A 19,501-nucleotide genomic window follows, 5' to 3' on the forward strand; every position below is an offset into this window, starting at 1 on the left:
CAACACTGAAAATTATTGTAGCTTTACCCTAACCATTTTTTAAATTAAATATGAAAAAAATATTATTAGGCTTTGCAGCCTGCCTGGTTTTGTCAACAGCAGTAAAAGCGCAAGACAATACTTTAACTAAAAAAGAAATTAAACAAGGTTGGAAATTGCTGTTTGATGGCACAGACCTTAAAGGCTGGCACTCATTTAACAGAGATACTGTTGCTGCTAACTGGATTGTTAAAGACGGCCAAATTCAATACAACCGTGAGCGTGACCGTGCCGGTGATGACTTAGTTACTGATGGCGTATATGAAAATTACGAACTGCAACTACAATGGAGAATTACTCCGGGTGGTAACAGCGGTATTATTTTTGACGTACAGGAAGGCCCTAAATACCATGCTACTTACCAAACCGGTGCAGAGATGCAGGTATTAGACAATGTTGGTGCTGACGACAATAAAAAACAAAATCACCTGGCTGGTTGCTTGTACGACATGATGGGCGACGCAACCGTATCGCATCCGGTTGAACCAGGCGGCTGGAACCAGGTAAGATTGATCCAAAACAAAGGTCACTTGCAGTTTTACTTAAACGGTACCAAAACTGTTGATGTACAAATTGGCAGCCCTGAGTGGGACAAAGCGCTTGCATCAAGTAAATTTAAAGACCCATTTTTTGCTGAATTTATGAAAGTTCAGAAAGGTCACATCGCTGTGCAAAAACACCCGGGCGCCAGTGGTTGGAAAAACATTAAAATCCGTGAAATTAAAGACTAATTAACCGTTAGTGTAAATAATAAACCCGTTGAGCGTATAGCTTAGCGGGTTTTTTGTTTATAATCACAATTAAATTATCCAGATTTGTAAAACATGACTTCAGCAGCCGGCAAACTTTTAATTATTGATGACGAAGAACGTCTGCGGCAATTGCTGGCCCGCATTCTGCAACTGGAAGGTTATACCATTGTTCAGGCTACAACCGCAAAGGAGGGGTTGCGCCAGCTGGATAACCAAACCATTGATGTTGTAGTGTGCGACGTGAAGCTGCCCGATGCCAATGGCATTGAGTTGAGTAAAACCATTAAAACTGCCTACCCAGCGGTTGAGATTATTATGCTTACCGCCTATGGTACGATAAACGATGGGGTAACAGCCATCAAAAACGGCGCGTTCGACTATATCACCAAGGGCGATGACAACGAAAGAATTATACCATTGGTGAGTAAAGCCATGGATAAAGCCTTATTGCAGCGCCGGGTGCTTGAACTGGAAAGTAAACTGAGCCGAAGATTTGGTTTTGAACGCATCATCGGCACATCGCCAAGTATTACCAACGCTATTAAACTTGCCCAAAAAGTTGCAGCTACAGATACGACGGTTTTATTGCTGGGCGAGACTGGCACCGGCAAGGAAGTTTTTGCCGAAGCCATACATTACTCCAGCCTGCGCAATAACAAACCTTTTATAGCTATTAATTGCAGCGCCTTTAGCCGCGAACTGTTGGAAAGCGAATTGTTTGGGCACAAAGCCGGCTCATTTACCGGGGCTATAAAAGATAAAAAGGGTTTGTTTGAAGAAGCCAGCGGGGGTACCATTTTTCTGGACGAAATAGGTGAAATGGATCACGATCTGCAAGCCAAACTACTGCGTGTGTTGGAATCGCAGCAGTTCATTAAAATTGGTGATACCAAAGCCACCCAGGTAAATGTGCGCATATTGGCCGCTACCAATCGCGATCTGCAGGTTGAGGTTAATGAAGGGCGTTTCAGGTCTGATTTGTTTTACCGGTTATCGGTATTTCAAATTGTATTACCGTCACTGCGCGACAGACGAAAAGATATAGGCCCGCTTGCTGAAAGCTTTATTAAGCAATTTGCAATTAAAGTAGGCAAACATATTAATGGATACACGCCGGAGTTTATCGAAAAATTGGAGGCCTATAACTGGCCGGGCAACATCCGCGAATTAAAAAATGTCATTGAACGTGCCGTGATTCTTTGCGATGGCAAAGAGCTTGACGCCGACGTTTTACCTTACGAGTTTGATAAGTTATCGCCTGGTAACAACTATAACCAGGCATCTACATTTGACCTTTCAGTCATGGAGCAGCAGCATATTAAACGTACGCTGGCGCACACCCAGGGCAATCGTGCCGAAGCCGCCCGGCTTTTAAATATCGGTATAGCCACCCTGTATCGTAAACTGAAAGAATACGGTATAGAATAACCGCTCCAAAAATTCCATTTTGATAAAACCCTATCAAAATGATAGGCTTATCACATGTATAGTGTATTTAGTACACAAGTTAATTGTCTATAATTTAAGCAGTTAGGTGCTTGCCCTTTCATTATGGCATGGCTTTTTCATAATGGCAGGTAATGTTTAATACTATTATCCCCCTTACTGCTTAATGACCTCTCACTTAAAAACCGTTTCGGCCGCCGGCTTACTCATCACTCTTGGAATTATTTTTGGCGATATCGGCACATCGCCTTTATATGTTTTTCAATCACTGCTGATTGAGGGCGGCTCGGCTAATCAGTCGTTCGTGCTGGGCTCATTGTCCTGCATATTCTGGACGCTTACCCTGCAAACTACCTTTAAATACATCTTCATCACCCTCCAAGCCGACAATAAAGGCGAGGGCGGTATATTCTCGTTATATGCCTTGGTTCGCCGTTACGGCAAATGGCTGGCTATCCCGGCTATTATCGGTGCCGGTACTTTATTGGCCGATGGTATTATCACGCCCCCGGTATCTGTTACCTCAGCTATTGAGGGTTTGAGCAATGTGCCGGCTTTGGCTTCGTCATTTATACCGGGTTGCTGGCTAATTATGGGCATTGTTACCGGCATTATTTTGCTGCTTTTTTTCTTTCAGCAGTTTGGTACCAGGGTAGTGGGCACATCTTTTGGTCCGGTTATGTTGGTTTGGTTTTTAACTATTGGTGTTTTTGGTTTCCTCCAGATCATACACAACCCGGGCATTTTTAAGGCTATTAATCCGTATTATGGCGCCCGGCTATTGATGGATCACCCTAAGGGTTTCTGGTTATTAGGCGCGGTATTTTTGTGTACAACCGGTGCCGAAGCCTTATACTCTGACCTAGGTCACTGCGGCCGTAAAAATATCCAGGTAAGCTGGTTGTTTGTAAAAACAGCCTTGTTGTTAAACTACTTTGGCCAGGGCGCATGGGTGCTGACACAGCCCGAACATACTAACTTCAGCGCAATTAACCCTTTTTACCAAATTGTTCCGCATCCTGAATTGTTGATGATACCTTGTGTGGCGCTGGCTACTTTGGCAACAATTATTGCCAGCCAGGCCTTAATCAGCGGGTCATTTACGTTGATCAGCGAAGCGGTGAGCATGAATTTTTGGCCCCGCATTACTATTAAATATCCCTCAAACATTCGCGGGCAGATTTATATACCAAGCATCAACTGGATATTGTGTTTCGGCTGTATAGCAGTAACGCTGTACTTTCGCACTGTTGAGCACATGACGGCGGCCTATGGTTTCTCTATCACCATTGCCATGCTCATGACTACCATTTTGATGTATTACTTTATGCGCTATGTAAAGCATTGGCCGGTTTGGTTGGTGACCGTTATTTTATGCGTATTCCTTACTGTCGAATTTAGCTTCTTTGTGGTTAATGCGGTTAAAATTTTGAAACGTTTGTTCTTCCTGGTGTTTGAGTGCGGGCTGATATTTACCATGTACGTTTGGTATAAAGCGCGTAAGATCAATAACCGTTTCCTGAACTTTGTAAGCATTAATGATTATATCCCGATGCTGAACGCTTTAAGCGCAGATGAATCTATAGCCAAATATGCGGGTCAGCTTATTTATTTAACCAAGGCCAACAACAGCCGGCAGATAGAAGAAAAGATTATGTATTCTATCATGAGCCGTAGTCCTAAACGCGCCGACACCTATTGGTTCATCCACATTGATACTACTTATGAGCCGTTTACCATGGAATATAGTGTCGACCAGATTGAAAAGGGCAAGATCATCCGTGTCGATTTCCGTTTAGGTTTCAGAATACAACCAAGAGTGAATGTGTTGTTCCGTAAGGTAATTGAAGATATGTTGCGACGTAACGAGTTGGACATTACCAGTAAATACCCGTCATTAAGCCAGTTTAACGTGATATCTGATTTCAGGTTTGTGATTCTAGAGAAATTTTTATCGTACAATAACATATTCAGCGTAGCCGAAAGCTTTATACTCAACAGCTACTTTAATATTAAAAAGCTTGCACAAAGCGACGCCAAGACTTTTGGTTTAGATACCAGTGAAATACACGTAGAAAAAATACCGCTGGTAGTAAACCCGGTTACTAATGTTAACCTAAGGCGTATCGACCCCAGTACCGGCGAACTGGTACCCGAGTTAGTTCATCTATAAATTATTTAAAGTAATTTACAACGTAGCCTACCACCTCTTTGAGGTAGATTTCCCAGCGGCTTAGCACATTTGCATCAGGGAGGAGGTAGCCTATAAGCAATTGGGGGGTATAGGTGAGGAAATTGCAGGGGTATGGGTCAACCTCTAATCCGGCATGTTTAAATAACATTAATGAGCGGCGCATATGAAACGCAGAGGTCACCAGTAAATACGGTCCCTTAAGCCCCGATTTGTCCAAAATTACTTTGGTAAACTTTGCATTTTCATAAGTGTTTTTTGAGTTATTCTCAATCAATATTAAACTGTCCGGGATATTGAGTTTTTCAAGTTGAGTTTTAACGTACGCACCTTCTCTAAAGGCACCGGGGCTAAGCATGCCACTACCTCCTGAAATTAAAATGTGCGATGCCTGGTGTGTAGTAATTAATTTAAGGCCCTGTATAAAGCGGTCAGACGCATCAGTGAAATGGCCGCCGTCCTCGCCGCCCTCGCCCGAAAATCCACCTAAAACAATAACGCAGCTGTATTTTTTATGATTAACCGGCGTCCTTATATCCCAGGCATTTTGAAAAGCGTTCATCAGCAGCGGGATTGAAAACAGATAGAATATTACTGCAGCTGCAATAAACCACCGTTTTTTGGTGCGCTTATTTTTAGCGATGAGGCCAATTACAATAAACGCAATGATCCACCATATGGGCAGTATAAAAAACAACAGGACCTTTGAAAGTACAAAATACATAGCAGCTTAATTTAAAGCTAAGATATCAATTTATGAGTTGTTTTAATGTTAACTAAATGTACATACATATGTACTTTATGGGTATATTCGCGATAACCATTATAAGCGCTATGAGAAAAAAATATCTGTTTATAGGCCTCGCCAGCTTGATTATTGGGCTTTCTGCCCATGCGCAAACTGCAGAAAACAAAGCACTTGCACGAGCCATCCTGCATAACACATCATTTGATACCGTACAAGCGCGCGCTGTCAAATTATTATCCGGCTTTTCGGCCGGGACATCCTATAATGAGGTTTGGATACGCGATTTTAACACTTTTATAAAAGGCTCATTAAAAGCACACCCCAAAGAAGAAGTGAAAGCTACGCTGCTCATGTTTTTTAAAATACAGGGCAGTGACGGCAATATTGTTGATGGTGTGGTTGAAAGCAAAAAGGCTAACGTTGGCTATAACTATCGCCACTCCGACCTGCTGCCAGGGTGGGAGGCGCACAAAAATACCGTTGAGACCGATCAGGAATCATCATTGGTGCAAGCGGTGTTTAAATATATTGATGTTACCGGCGACGCTTCTATTCTGGACGAGCAAATTGGCGGCAAGTCGGTGATTAGCCGGTTGGAGGATGCTTTGAACTATATCATGAAAGACCGTTGGTCTGCCAAATATGGCATGGTTACCGGCGCCACCACTATCGACTGGGGCGATGTGCAGCCCGAAACCGGTTGGGGCGTGGCCATTAATCAAAAAACCAAGTGGGCCATTGATATTTATGACAACGCCATGTTTGCTATAGCGATACACGATTTTATGCAGATCAAGCCCAAAACGTATAAAACCAGCCGAAATTGGGCAACAGTTGCTGCTAATCTGAAAGCTAATGTTCGTAAATATTTGTGGGATGCCGGGGCGCAGAAGTATATACCACATTTATACCTGGATGGCAGCCCGTTTACTAAGGACTTTAATGAGCGCGAGATTTTATATACCGGCGGTTCGGTTTGCGCAATTTTGGCCGGATTTAATACCAGAGCAGAAGTTATAGCAATTAACCGGCAAATGCTCGCCGCGGCGGCCAAAGCGCCTCACGCCACTATTGGCTTGACGGTATATCCGCCTTACCCTAAAGAGCAATATCCAAACATGGCTGCCTATACCTACCAAAATGGCGGCGACTGGACCTGGTTTGGCGGCCGCATGCCTGAGGCCCTGCTTCAATACGGCCTTGCCCAGCAAGCTTACAACGACCTGAAGCCAATGACAGATCGCACTATAGCCAATAAAGGTTTCTTTGAGTGGTATAATGTGCAAACGGGTGCGCCAAGCGGCTCGGGCAGTTTCAGAGGCGAAGCCGGTGTTTTGTATGATGCTATTATCCAGTTAAGAGCCTGGGCAGCGAAGCAGAAATAAACTGTTATTTCGCTTTCCCAACTACTGTCATAACCGACCGTGCTTTAACCTTTACGGTATTACCCTTTACCGGGCCTGGCCTCAGCTCGTCATTTGCAGAAGTCGTATAGCTGGTTGCAAATTTTATTTTGGCGCCTTGGGTTTCCAATGCAATATTTACATCATCTGTGTTTGAATTAACTATCACCAATACCGCATCTTTACCACGTTTAAAAGCCAATACCTGTAACGGCCGTGGCAGGTTATCGTCCGGCAAAGTTACATCAACCCGTACTGCTCCCGGTTTTACAAACCGGCTGTAATTACCCAGCGCCCACAGCATCTTGCTGGTGTAAAAATTGCCATCAGTTTTTTTTTTGTCGATGTAGATGAGACCGTCTTTGTAGTTGTAAGCTGATATCGCCGTCCACCACTGCCAGGCTGAAGCATTTGCGACAGTCAGGTCAGTACTGATCACCGAGGCCAGATATAAAGCGGCGTCAATGCCCAGGTCCCGGCGACTGCCATTAATCTCCCCGGCATTATCTCCCAATATACAATATTCAGATTGCCAGAAGCTCAGGTTTTTTATTCGGGCTACGCTATCTGCCAACGCCGTCCGCATTTTAATGGATCTCGCCATTGGCGAGGTCGTAAAATAGCTATGTCCGGAAATGCTGTGTGCAACCGCTGCCAGGTTGCCTAAATAATTTGGTGAAGCGGAATTAAAGAAATCATTGATCTGATAGGCTTTGGCCGGCTTATTACTTTTTGTATATAAATAATCTATCTCGCCAGCCTCGCCGATAATAATCTTTGAGTCGATGTTATCAGCAACGAAAACTTTGTTAAGGGCCTTTACCACGTCCGCAATTTGCGTGTTGGTGTATGGGCAGCCTTCCTGACCGCCATCGCTCCAGTCCCATTGGGGTTCATTTACCGGGCTTATATAGTTTATTTTAATCTTGGTTGTAAGTTCCAAACCTTTTACCACCTTAGCCAGGTATGTGGCAAACTCAGTATAATGTTCGGGGCTAATATTAACGTTACCCTGGCTTGCGTAGGCTTTGCCATTAGTGGTAAGCTGTACCGGCGGGCTGTTGGCAAAGCCCAAAAACTGTGGTACATTTCGCTGTTTGGCGGCTTTTAAAAACCAAACCTGTCCGGCTTGTTTCTGCCAGTTGTAAGTGCCGTCAATATTTAAAAATGATTCGGCACGGCGCCATTCATCCCTGATGCCGCTATTCTCGCCCTGCTCTGCACTGCCCGCGCCTATGTTAAAACGCCACATGGACAAACCGATGCCTTTGGGCGAGCCGTCGGCATTATTTTCATTGCTGAAAAGCAGGTCGGCTATTTTATTTTTCTTATCGTCTGGCCAGTTACCCACAAACTGGCAGGCCCATGCATCCGAAGCACCAAAGTTTTCAATAGTCTGGTAGGTTTTCGCTGGGTTGATGCTTAGTTTAATTTGTTTGGTTTGGGCAAAGCATGACATTGCCAGGTTCAAGCCAACGGCGGCAAATAAAGTAGTCTTAACAACCCGCTTTACCATTGTATAATTATTGCAGCTGGTTTAATATCGGTTTATCCAATGCAGAAACCAAATTAGCCTGTGGCTTTAACAGCTCCACCATCCAGATGGTGTTGGCGCCTTTTTTTAGCCACTCGGCAGGCACGTATAAAGTTTGCTGCGGGCCTATGCTCCAATATCTGCCTAAATTATGTCCGTTTATCCAAACCATCCCTTTACCCCATTTACGCATATCCAGGTAGGTGTCGGCTACCTTGTTTAACATAAAGGTTCCCTGTTTTATCTGCGGCGATGTTTGGTTGGCTGCTCCCGCCGATTTAATGACAGCAGGCGCTTTAAACGGTAAACTATACATCTGCCAGTTTAAAATCTCTTTGCCCTCAAAGGTCACCTTATCGGTTATCCCTTTTTTGTTTTGCAACAAATATTTACCAAAGTTGATACGGCCTAAATTCTCAACTAAAATATCCAGGCGTACTTTGCCTGCCGGCAGTTTTAACTCGAGGCTGTCTTTTTTTATCCTGCGGTCTAAAGTACCCACAGTTTTGCCATTCACCATAACTACAGCATAGTCGCGCAACCCGTTTAATTTTAACAGGCCTGTTTTGCCGCCGGTTAACGTGCTGCGGTATAATACAAAACCATATGCCTGGTTTAAATCCTCGAAAGTTAACGGGTGTACGCTGCTTTTCGCCGCGGGCAAATTATTCAAAACGGAGGCTGACTGTTTAAGCTTAATATCTGCAATCGCTATAGACGGTTTTGCCGCGGGTACCGCCGGTAGCTTAACGCCTGCCGGCAAATGTTTCTCTATCACATTTCTGAAAGCTATAAATTTGGGCGTTGCATTGCCTGCTTCGTCCAAAGGTGCATCGTAATCATAGCTGCTTATCTGCGGCTCGTAAGGGCTTATATCGTTGTAATTGGCGCCGTTCATGAAACCCCGGGTGGTGCCGCCATGAAACATATACATATTTATAGAGATGCCTGCCGCCAGTACAGAATCTAATCTGCCGGTATACTGTTCAGACGGTACGGTATGATGCTGCGTTCCCCACCAGTCAAACCATGCCGGGTACCACTCAGCAATATAATATGGCCCTTTGCCATTGTTATTGGCATTAATAAGTTTTTTAACCTGTTGTGGGTTATCCAGGCCGTTCACTGCCGGCAATAAACCAGCCAGGTGCCCTTTGGCCAGGTCGGGCGCCGGGTCGCAATCATATAAAAGGCCATCAAAACCGGCTTCCCTGAACATCTGTTCGTTGATCTTCAGATATTCTTTATCGTCCGAATACGATCCATACTCGTTTTCAATCTGAACCATCAAAATATTGCCGCCATGGTTTATTTGCAGCGGTGCCAGTTGCTTGCCTACTGCCATTATGTATTTTTTGTACTCGGACAGATATTTTGGCTCCTTGCTGCGTACGGTAAGCCCTTTTTCATTTTGCAGCCAGTAAGGGTAGCCGCCAAACTCCCACTCGGCACATACGTAGGGGCTGGGGCGTAATATAACCCACAGGCCCTCTTCCTTCGCTATTCTTACAAACTCGGCAACATCGCTGCCGCCGGTAAAATCAAACTTGCCTTTTTCGGGCTCATGCACGTTCCAAAACACGTAAGTGCCAATAGTATTCAGGCCCATAGCTTTGGCCATTTTCATTCGGGCCCGCCAGGCCTCGCGCGGTACGCGGGGATAATGCATTTCGCCACTAATCATCTGGAATGGTTTGCCATCCAGTAAAAACTGCGTGTTGCCCAGCGCAAAAGTATGTTTAGCTTGTGCCGATGCCGGTTGATAGCTCAAAAGCACCGATGCCAGTAACAATAGCAATAAAGTCTTTTTAAAATACATAAAACAGGTTATAAAGGGTTTTATCACCGTAAATGTAGGCTTTATCAAGCAGGATATTATCAGGAAATTATACGAAGCATTCTGCGATTATAACATTTCGTGCTGCTCGCCTGCCTGCATCACCGGCAGTGTGAAATAAAATGTACTGCCATGTCCCGGTTCGCTTTCGGCCCAGATATCGCCGCCATGGCGTTTTACAAGTTCGGCGCACAGGTACAACCCAATGCCAAAGCCTGAAATATGGTTAATTTCAGCTTCTTTAACGCGGTAATAGCGCTCAAATAACCTTGGAAGGTCTTCCTTGTTTATACCCATGCCTTCGTCGCGTACGCTCACCCTGGCTTTACCACCAATAACTTCACAAGCCACATGCACTGTGGAGCCTGTAGGAGAGTATTTGACGGCATTGCTGATAAGGTTTGTAAAAACCTGGTTTATTTTATCGCGGTCGGCATTAACCCAGGTTTCCGGGCAAGGTTCAAATTCAAAGGCATGACTAAATATGGTGGCCAGCGTATCTTCATATACTTCCTTCATTAAAACAGCCAGATCAAAGGGTTTATGATCTATTTGTATACGGCCCGATTCCAGTCGCGATACATTCAAAAAGCCGTTGATCATGCGCGTCATTTTGCTCAATTGTTTACCGGCGCGCTCCAGCATACCTGCGGCTATGGTGTCCTTGCTTTGATCGGCACGTTTTTTTGATATCTGTACGTAACTTATTACTGATGTCAGCGGTGTTTTAAGCTCATGGCTCACCATGCTGATGAAATCATTTTTGCGCTGCTCGTTTTCTTTGATGTCCGATATGTCGCGGGTAGTGCCGGCTATAGATTCAACCTCGCCCTGTGCGTTAAATACGGGAGTGAATATATAGTCGTAAACACGCCGGCCTAACACCGCATGCGGAAATGACACCTCGCCGCGTATTGGTTTTTTAGTAGCCACCACCTCATCTATTTCGCGTTCATGCATTTCGGCGTGCCAGGGCTCATAGCCATTTTCAAGCAAGGTTTTTCCTACAGCTTCATCCCAGGTTTTTCCCCACATGGTTAACAGCGCCGGGTTCACAAAGGTGAATTTATAATCCAGATCAAACATGTAAACAAGGTCTGGCGTAGCTGTGGTTATAATCTCATTCAGCCTCTTTTGCTGTTCCGTTTCGCCGCGCGAGTGTAAAAGCGCTTCTTCGGTCTTTTTACGATCAGTAACGTCCCGGGCAGAGCCAAACCATTCAATGATCTCACCTTTTTCGTCTAATAAAGGTACAGCAACCGAGTAGGTCCAGCCAATGCTGCCATCAGCCGCTAAAACTCTATGTTCTAACTGAAAAATGCTTTTATTAATAATAGCTTGACGAATGGCATCCTTAACCGTCTGCTGGTCGGTTTGGTGAATGTATTTGTCAATCCAATCGGCAATAGGTTCGCCCGTGTCTGATAAAAAGCCGTCGCTGCTTTCCAGGTGGTGCATAATGCTCCAGTCAGGACTCATGCGATACACTACATCCGACGTGGCCGTAACCAATGCGCGAAAGCGTTCTTCACTATCAGGTAGTCGTTTAATTCTGTCCGCAGGTTCAGATTCGGTCATAGCAGGTTGATATAGATTTTTTGAATCTATATTACAACGTAAAATATTGGCAAAAGTTCGATTATCCTGCTAAAAACACATCATCTATTATTTATTGCTTGTGCTGGGCAAATAACCAGTTCATGATATGCTGGTCGCTGTAAACCGCTATCCATGATAAATGCCCGGTTTCGGGATATAACGTGAAGCCAGGCCGCGCACCGCCCTTACGCAGCTCCAATAGCATGTCTACCGAGTATTGGTTGTTCACGGTCGGGTCGTCAGCACCGGCACAGATCCACATAGGTATTTTAGCTGCAATACTGATCTTTGAAGCGTCGCCGCCGCCGCAAACGGGCAATGCAGCAGCAAACAGATCCGGATAACGTTCAACGGCGTCAAAAGTGCCAAAGCCACCCATACTTAAGCCGGTAATATAAATACGTTTTGGGTCGATATGTTGTGTTTTAACAAGCTGATCTATCAGCTCGCGCAGGGCCTGCATTTGTTTGCCTGGCTTTTCGTTAAGCTTACCTGTATTGCTGTTTTTGTTACGTTCAACATTGGCCCACTGCTGTCCCGGGGGGCATTGCGGCGCTATTACCAGTGCCGGGTGCTGCGACATCATCCAGTCTGAAGCGAAGGCTTGTACTCCCCATTTTAATTGTGCCTCATTATCCAGCCCGCGTTCGCCGCTGCCGTGTAAAAATATTACCAAAGGCGTGCTGCGTAAGGTGTCCCTATCAGGGTCCAGCACCTCATAACGCAGCGTGTCGCCGGCCTTGTCTATAAATCTTTTTTTCGAAAAACGGTCGCGCTGAGCAAAGCTTCCCGTAGCTAATAAACAAAGCACAATGCAAAGTGCCGCACGCAACAGGTGTGTAAAAAGTTTCATACTAACGGTTTTAATGTGTGGTTTATATAAAACTACGCTATTATTAATTTAAGAAAGCCTGCGTATCAAATTATTTACTGTGCCGCCTGCTTTTAATGAATTTACCTGGTATTTGTCTATTTGACGTTGGTAAATTTTATGGTTCGGATGCCAAAGCGTGGCATGGCAACGCTTACCGAACTGGTGGCTGCTTTTTCCCGGCTTAAAGTTAATTGCCCTTTTAGCCGTCCATCTAATTCTATCAATCCGGCTTTATCTGTCCTTGCATTCAACGTTATTTTCTTCGGCCGGTCATTTCCCTCTGCATTAAACAAGCGCACCAGCAGGTCATGGCCCTGCATAACTACCGACGATACTTCAAACCCCGACCCCATGGCACCTATCATCGAGCGCGACCAAACGCCCGCTGCCGGGGCTTTATCCATTAAGGTGGCCAACAGCGGCTCGTTAAACCGCGTGCTTTCTGTCCATATCGAGGCTTTATCCCACTTGCCGGCATGCGGTATCAGTGCATAATCCATTTCTGTCGGATATTTCAATGTATAGTTACGTCCCCACAAACCTATGCCCGAGTATGCAATGTCTAAGCCAAGCGGAAAGTTTTCGCTATGAGTATAGTTGGTGGTATGGTCGGTAAGCAAAGCCATGCCATAAGTATTATTGGCATCCGTTACATCTACCCAGTTCAAAACCACATTGTTTTTGATGCTATCCCAGCGGGTAAAGAAAGTATTATCCAACTTGCTTTCGGTTACATCAAAAGGGGCGTTTTTGTAAACCTTCTGGTTTTTCAAATTCAGCGGGAACAATGCCAGCAATTTACGCCGGTCATCATAAAAAGCTTTTTGGAGCGAAGTTGCCTGATATTTACCGGTTTGCCCATTGGGGCTGCCGATACCGGGATTGCCCTGCCAGTCGATTTTTAAATGTATATCGATACGTTTTTGCCCTTGTGTAAAAGTTAGCAGTTGCGTAAACGGATGGTGGCCTACCGTGCCTCTAACTTCCAATTTAACCTGTACCGGCCCATTTTCAACCACCGTAACGGCGGCAGGTCGTTCGGTACTTGAATAGAAGCCTCCGTCTTTAAAAAAATCGCCTCTCAGCTCATTGAATTTTCGTGGGTTGGTTTGGTCTGCAAATTCTTTGCTGCCTAGCTGTTTGGCAACTAGGCTTTGGATGGTACCGCCTTTTGCCGGGTTTATAATAACCCGATACAAATCTGTTTCAACGCTTAATTTGCCATCAGGTAGCGTAATAACGCTGGCGCCGGCAACTACCGCCGGTTTTTGTTTTTTAACCCGATAGGTAGCATAGCCCATTGAGGGCACATCGGCTTTAAACAGCATAGCCTGTCCGCCACTACCGTTGCTAACTAGTTGGCTTGGTACCTCATGTTCTTTGTTGTTATACACGCTGAGGTTAGTGCCTAACCCAACCGGCAGGTTTAGCGTAACCATTTCATTTCGTTGCACGCCCAGCGTATTAAACACGCGAATATACCGCCCGCTGCCTGAGCCGCCCGAAAGAAGCGCAGTAGCGGCCGATATAATACTATCGGCATTATGATTGCTGATGCCGGTCCATTTTACCACTTTATCGGCCCAGGTATTGCCTTGCCCTACGTTATACGGCACAATCCAGCAATCGTGATGTTGTGATAACAATAAGCGTGTCCAACCTTCATCAAGTGCCGCTTTGGGCCATACAAAATCTTTATAAACTGCAGCCATCGCGGCTAATTTTTCGGCTTTCACCAAATTGTTTTCAGATACCCGAACTTGCTGTGCAATACGCTGTAATATTTGTGAGCCCCACACCAGGCTGGTAAGTACGTCCTCCTGCGAGAACTTCCAGTTGCCGGTCGGGGTTTTTATAGAGACGTTGGTGATATAGTCTGTCCAGGTTCTGTACTCTGTAGGCTGATAACCGCCTTGTTTGTCGCCCATCAGCGGGCCGCCTTTCCAGCCGGCATCCTGCAAGGTATAAGCCGCCGGGTGTTTTATGCCAGCGGCAAAAGCCGCATCAATAAATGCTTTGTTATTATTGTTGCCAATAGTTTCCCACGTTGAGCCGGGTTTTAACGCCTCGATAGTATAGCGCGGCACCGTAACCAACGTGGTACCGTCGGGGCCTATCCAGTTTGCCAGTTCGCCGCCGTGTGCTCGGGCATAGCCACCCCACAGCGTATTCGGATTTTTAAGCACAGCATATTTATAACCGAACGATTTCAGGATCTGCGGCAAGGCGCTGGTGAAGCAGGGTTCTTCTGACGAATAGGTGGTAAATACGGCCGACGGGAAATGTTTTCTTACCATCTCCATACCATAAGCAAACTGGCGGATAATACTTTCGCCACTAATATTATATAAATAGCTTTGGCCATAGGCGGGGTTTACATACTCAACCCTTCTGCCCGCGATAGATTGGTCGGCGAACATAGCTTTAAGCGCCTCGTAGCCGGCCTCATCTTTCGTTTTAACCATATCCCAGGTTTCGGGTTCAATTTCGAGGTTTATCTTCCAGTCAGCATGCGCCCGCAATTGCCCGGTTATAAAGCTGGTGTAGTTGGATGGATAATGACCCCAAACGCCGCCATGGTATCCGTCCATAAAATAGGCGGTTTGCTGCGCCATGGCCGGAATAGCTAAAAACAAAGCTAAAGCAGCCCCGATAGTACGTTTAGTCAGGTTAATTTTGCGCATACAGCTATTATTTGCGGATGTGTGTTAATTGGCCGACCCATCGCTCGAAATACAATTGATGCGTTAAATTTAACTTACTAAATTAACCTGGGGAAATAGAAAGCGTTATTGTTACACTTAATTGTTTTATATGGAAATTTTATATATTTGAGACAAAAAACAAAAAAATTATCTCCTATCACATTCCATTGAAATCATCAATATTACTAATCTGGATTATAATTTTATTTGCGGCATGCAAAAAGGATAAAAGTACAGATAAGCTTTTAGCTGCAACTTTAATATTGCCTGCAAAAGATCAAATTTATACTGGAGGAAATAGTCTCCCAAATAGTCAAACGTACACAGAATTTAAATGGAGTACGGTTAAAAATGCCTACACTTATGATTTGATTATTAAAAACTTATCTACAGGCTTAATCATTACAAAAACCACTGGTACTAATGATAACTGGATTATTTTGCCAAATAAAACTTCATTTTCGTGGTATGTAATAGCCCGGACAGCGCAAACCGAGACTTATTCAATAAGTGATACCTGGGATTTTTCGTTGCCGCAATAAAGCATTTCTAAAGTTAAATGTTTGGTATTTGCCTTCCCGGTATATCATTGTCAATATAGGTCAGCGTGTATTCAGTCAGATCGCGGCGTGGATAATTGCCCCGGGCACATGAAATTTCGAGGTTGTGAACAACGCCTTTGCGGAAATATAAGGTAGCCTCAGCTTCAAAGTCGGCCGTAGGCGAGGTGATTTTTACACCATTCAGTATACCGTCTTCATTAGCACTTTTATATTGGTCAATATCGTCAGGATGCGAGAATGATACAAACGCACCGCTGGATGTATAACCATAAATCGTATCAGAAATTAAGGCAATTTGCTGACGGCATACCGCACCGTCTTCAGCGCCGTCTAATAACAGATCTACAACATCTGCGATGTAGGTTGATTTTATCATAGGGATAAGCTTTAGGCCGGCGAATATGCAAAATATTAATCTAAAAACCAGCTACAGTATTCCGTTTGTTTGGAGCCGGCGTGCACTGATAATCAGGCGCATTTAGTCAAATTAGTGTGCGTGTTTGCCTTCGTTATTGAGCAGGCTTAGCAAAAAGTTAAATTCATTGGTGAAAGACTCCCAAGTACGCCAGTTTAACTCGTAGAGTGATTTCTTGCCTTCATGAATAAGGTTGAGTAACGATACGTCAACCAGGTCTTTCAAATGGTGCGATACCGTTGCCTGCGCCAGGGGCAGCTGATCTACTATCTCGCCGCAGGTCATGCGCTGGCGCTCTGACAATATCCGCAATATTGTAATGCGCGCAGGGTGCGACATTGCCTTGGCCAATGCAGACATCTGCTGATCGGTAACACTAAATTGATCTGTCTTATGAATTGCCATCTGATTTTTACGATGCTAATATATGGCTTGTGTTTAATCACCGTATTAGAATTTTCTAATCTGCTAAAAGATTCTTTATTATCTAACTATATAATTAATATCTAATTTATTAGATTTGATAACGTTGAATTAACATAGTTTTAATTCGGTGAGGATACTTTTGGCCAAAGGTAATATAACCATATGTTCAAAAGATTTGCTTTTCTCTTCCCCCTGATTATTTTAAATGTAACCGCGGTTTTAGCACAAAACAAAGGCGTTGTAACAGGCACGGTAACAGACCAGGCCTCAAACCATGTTTTGCCGTTAGCGAGCGTAAAAATAAAAGGCACAACGGTGGCAATCGCTTCTGATGAAAAAGGTAAATATACCATCAGTGTAGCGCCGGGCACTTACACCATGCTGTTTAGCCTGGTAGGATATGATAGTGTTGAGGAAAATGTCACTATAAAAGCCGGTGAAACGCTTGTTATTGATAAAGCATTACGCTCTGGAAGCAAGCAGCTGGGCGAAGTAGTGATAGTGCAGCAAAAGGCAAGTCGTGAAAAAGAAACCGCCTTGCTTGCAGAGCAGAAAAAGTCTGTCGAAATGAAACAGGCCATCGGTTCGCAGGAAATGGCTAAAAAAGGAGCCTCCAATGCTGCGACTGCTGTTACCAAAACTGCCGGGATTGTTAAATTAGAAAGCGCCAAAAACGTATTTGTTCGCGGGCTTGGCGACAGGTATAACTCTACATCGCTAAACGGATTGCCGCTTCCGTCAGAAGACCCCCTGTATAAAAATATTTCGTTGGATTTTTTCCAGTCCAATATCATCAAAAACATCAATGTCAATAAAACGTTCAGCGCAACCATATACGGCGATAATGCCGGAGCGAACATTGATATTGCTTCAAAAGAACTGGATGATCGCAGTTTTTTCAGTGTTTATATAGAGGGCGGCGTTAACACCAATGCCGTTTCGGTAAGCAGGTTTGCGGTTGCAGACGGCGCTTTCAGTTATTTTGGTTTTCTTAAAAACGGAAGAAATTCGCCGATTACGGATTTGAACCAGTATACCTTTAAATCGGGTTTTCAAACAGAGAAGGCTTTAACGCCGATAAATACAAACTTCAATATTACCGGTGGCCGCAAATTTAATGTAGGCAAAGGCAGAAACACGCTTTCATTATTCGGTGTAGCCAGCAACATGAGCGATTATTCGTACAGAACCGGCTTTATAGGGCAGGCTACAAACACCGGCGATTACCAGCAGGCTATGGACGTGAAGCGCTACGATTACAGAACTACCCAGTCTTTGCTCGGGAACGTGAAATTCAGGCACACTAAAGGCAGCGTTGCCCTGAACTCGCTTTTTATTCACAGCGATGCGCAGTTTGTAGGAAATTACCTGGGATATAACAAAGATATTAATGACAACCTGGGCTCGGCTGATGCACAAAACTCGCTCATCGTTCGTCAGCAAAATAACAGTAACAATTTATTCTCTAACCAATTATTGGCCGACTATAAATTCAGCCGTAAAATCAATGCAAACATTGGTGCCGTATACAGCACTTTGCGCGGAACCGAACCTGACAGAAAGACCAATGCTTATGCCATGACCAGCTCCGGAAGCTACATTTTAAGTGCAAACTCGCCGGGAGACAACAATCGCTTTTTTTCTATACTCGATGAAAATGACCTGGGCGCTAAAGCAGAGGTAAATTACACATTTAACCCGGAAGCGAATTTGCCTGTAGTGTTGACTTTGGGTGGTAATTACAGAAAGACAGACCGGACTTTCAATTTTACGGAGTTTGATTACCAGCAAAGCGGATTAAGCGTCGACCCGAACAACCCTGACGCCGCACTAAATCAGCAAAACCTTAACGCAGGTGCGTTTAAACTGATCACTTTGTGGAACAATACCAACTTAGACCCGATGTTTTATATCGGACATCGCAAAATTGCGGTCGGCTACGCACAGTTACTCTATCCTGCAAGCGAAAACCTGATATTTCAGGTTGGTTTGCGGAACGAAAATGTAAAACAAACCATTACCTGGAACACCAACATTACAAGTACGGTAACAGATTTGACCACACCGCCATCGCTTATCGACAAAAATTATTTGTTGCCCAGCTTAAATATTAAATACAGCATCAATGACAAAAACGCGGTGCGTTTTGCGGCAAGCGAAACCTACACCATGCCGCAGTTTAAGGAGATGGCAAATTTTCTGTACAACGACATTAACTTCAATGAACGCGGAAACCCGTATCTGGTTCCTTCAACCGATTATAATGCCGATTTGAAATACGACTATTATTTGTCGAGAAAAGAAATTATTTCGGTAGGCGCTTTTTACAAGAAAATACAAAACCCCATTGTGCGAATGATCATGAATACACCGGGGCTTGATTACTCATATGTCAATACCAAAAACGCTAATGTTGCAGGTGCAGAGGTTGAATTAAGGAAAACCCTGTACACTTTTAAACGCGAAAATGGTAACAGCGATCTCTCTTTCGGATTCAACGCATCTTACCTGTACAGCCAGGAAGACCAGACAGACGTAACAACCGGGCTTGTATCGGCAACGTTTACTAACCCAAAGGGCAAAATGCAGGGCGCTTCTCCCTTGCTTATCAACTCTGATTTGAGCTATAGCATGGACAACGATAAATCATCGTTTTTATCGACCCTGGTATTTAACTACGCTTACGACAAAGTATTTTCTGTTGGAACAACCGGGCGTGAAAACGTGCTTGAAAAAGCGGTGCCTACGCTTGATTTTATTAACAGCTTTGGCTTGAAAAAATCTAAGTTAACAATAAGCCTTGGCGGAAGAAACATCCTGGACCCTAAGTTTCAGCTAACGCAGAAATCTACATCAAACGTAACCGGCAAAACAACCGACGTGCTGATAAGCAGCTATAAAAGAGGTATAACATTGTTTTTAGGGCTTGGCTGGCATTTATAATCATTTAACATAAACAAGTATTTAAT

General features: G+C 44.4%; 14 protein-coding genes. 6 read left to right on the plus strand and 8 right to left on the minus strand.

Annotated elements, in window-relative coordinates:
• Positions 1–50: 50 nt before the first annotated feature.
• From ACFS5N_RS11400 to ACFS5N_RS11410, 3 genes are all read left to right on the plus strand, one after another.
• Complete coding sequence (locus ACFS5N_RS11400) at positions 51–770, plus strand: 3-keto-disaccharide hydrolase (protein WP_377185438.1); 720 nt, start codon at positions 51–53, stop codon at positions 768–770.
• A 93-nt stretch (positions 771–863) separates the two neighbouring features.
• Positions 864–2,219 (plus strand): sigma-54-dependent transcriptional regulator, encoded by a 1,356-nt coding sequence (locus tag ACFS5N_RS11405; protein ID WP_377185440.1) that lies wholly within the window; start codon positions 864–866, stop codon positions 2,217–2,219.
• Positions 2,220–2,403: 184 nt separating this feature from the next.
• The gene (locus tag ACFS5N_RS11410) at positions 2,404–4,410 is read left to right on the plus strand and encodes a KUP/HAK/KT family potassium transporter (RefSeq protein ID WP_377185442.1); all 2,007 of its coding nucleotides are present in this window, start codon (positions 2,404–2,406) and stop codon (positions 4,408–4,410) included.
• Position 4,411: 1 nt separating this feature from the next.
• On the opposite strand, the gene ACFS5N_RS11415 is transcribed toward ACFS5N_RS11410, so the two are convergent.
• Positions 4,412–5,152, minus strand: a complete 741-nt coding sequence (locus ACFS5N_RS11415; RefSeq protein ID WP_377185444.1) for a YdcF family protein — start codon at positions 5,150–5,152, stop codon at positions 4,412–4,414.
• A gap of 110 nt (positions 5,153–5,262) precedes the next feature.
• On the opposite strand from ACFS5N_RS11415, the gene ACFS5N_RS11420 reads away from it, so the two are divergent.
• On the plus strand, positions 5,263–6,561 hold the full coding sequence (locus ACFS5N_RS11420) for a hypothetical protein (RefSeq protein WP_377185446.1): 1,299 nt from the start codon (positions 5,263–5,265) through the stop codon (positions 6,559–6,561).
• Between the two features lie 4 nt (positions 6,562–6,565).
• Here the strand turns inward: ACFS5N_RS11420 and ACFS5N_RS11425 are convergent, their stop codons facing one another.
• The 5 genes from ACFS5N_RS11425 to ACFS5N_RS11445 all read right to left on the minus strand — a co-directional run bounded on the left by ACFS5N_RS11425 (position 6,566) and on the right by ACFS5N_RS11445 (position 15,107).
• Entirely contained in the window at positions 6,566–8,095 is a 1,530-nt protein-coding gene (locus tag ACFS5N_RS11425; protein ID WP_377185448.1) for a glycoside hydrolase, read from the minus strand.
• A 7-nt stretch (positions 8,096–8,102) separates the two neighbouring features.
• Complete coding sequence (locus ACFS5N_RS11430; protein WP_377185451.1) at positions 8,103–9,932, minus strand: glycoside hydrolase family 35 protein; 1,830 nt, start codon at positions 9,930–9,932, stop codon at positions 8,103–8,105.
• A gap of 87 nt (positions 9,933–10,019) precedes the next feature.
• A complete protein-coding gene (locus tag ACFS5N_RS11435) occupies positions 10,020–11,528 on the minus strand; it encodes a PAS domain-containing sensor histidine kinase (RefSeq protein ID WP_377185453.1) in 1,509 nt (502 codons plus the stop codon).
• A 91-nt stretch (positions 11,529–11,619) separates the two neighbouring features.
• Positions 11,620–12,402, minus strand: coding sequence for a carboxylesterase family protein (locus tag ACFS5N_RS11440; RefSeq protein ID WP_377185456.1), 783 nt, complete (start codon positions 12,400–12,402; stop codon positions 11,620–11,622).
• Positions 12,403–12,518: 116 nt separating this feature from the next.
• The gene (locus ACFS5N_RS11445) at positions 12,519–15,107 is read right to left on the minus strand and encodes a glycoside hydrolase family 38 C-terminal domain-containing protein (RefSeq protein ID WP_377185458.1); all 2,589 of its coding nucleotides are present in this window, start codon (positions 15,105–15,107) and stop codon (positions 12,519–12,521) included.
• A gap of 188 nt (positions 15,108–15,295) precedes the next feature.
• On the opposite strand from ACFS5N_RS11445, the gene ACFS5N_RS11450 reads away from it, so the two are divergent.
• The gene (locus ACFS5N_RS11450; RefSeq protein WP_377185460.1) at positions 15,296–15,670 is read left to right on the plus strand and encodes a hypothetical protein; all 375 of its coding nucleotides are present in this window, start codon (positions 15,296–15,298) and stop codon (positions 15,668–15,670) included.
• Positions 15,671–15,683: 13 nt separating this feature from the next.
• Here ACFS5N_RS11450 and ACFS5N_RS11455 read toward each other — a convergent pair whose 3' ends face one another.
• Entirely contained in the window at positions 15,684–16,067 is a 384-nt protein-coding gene (locus ACFS5N_RS11455; protein ID WP_377185462.1) for a hypothetical protein, read from the minus strand.
• Positions 16,068–16,178: 111 nt separating this feature from the next.
• Positions 16,179–16,511 (minus strand): ArsR/SmtB family transcription factor, encoded by a 333-nt coding sequence (locus ACFS5N_RS11460; protein ID WP_377185464.1) that lies wholly within the window; start codon positions 16,509–16,511, stop codon positions 16,179–16,181.
• A gap of 183 nt (positions 16,512–16,694) precedes the next feature.
• Between ACFS5N_RS11460 and ACFS5N_RS11465 the strand changes: the two genes are divergently transcribed.
• Complete coding sequence (locus tag ACFS5N_RS11465) at positions 16,695–19,475, plus strand: TonB-dependent receptor (protein ID WP_377185466.1); 2,781 nt, start codon at positions 16,695–16,697, stop codon at positions 19,473–19,475.
• Positions 19,476–19,501: the final 26 nt, after the last annotated feature.

The organism is Mucilaginibacter ximonensis (assembly GCF_042686265.1).
Classification (GTDB): Bacteria; Bacteroidota; Bacteroidia; order Sphingobacteriales; family Sphingobacteriaceae; genus Mucilaginibacter; species Mucilaginibacter ximonensis.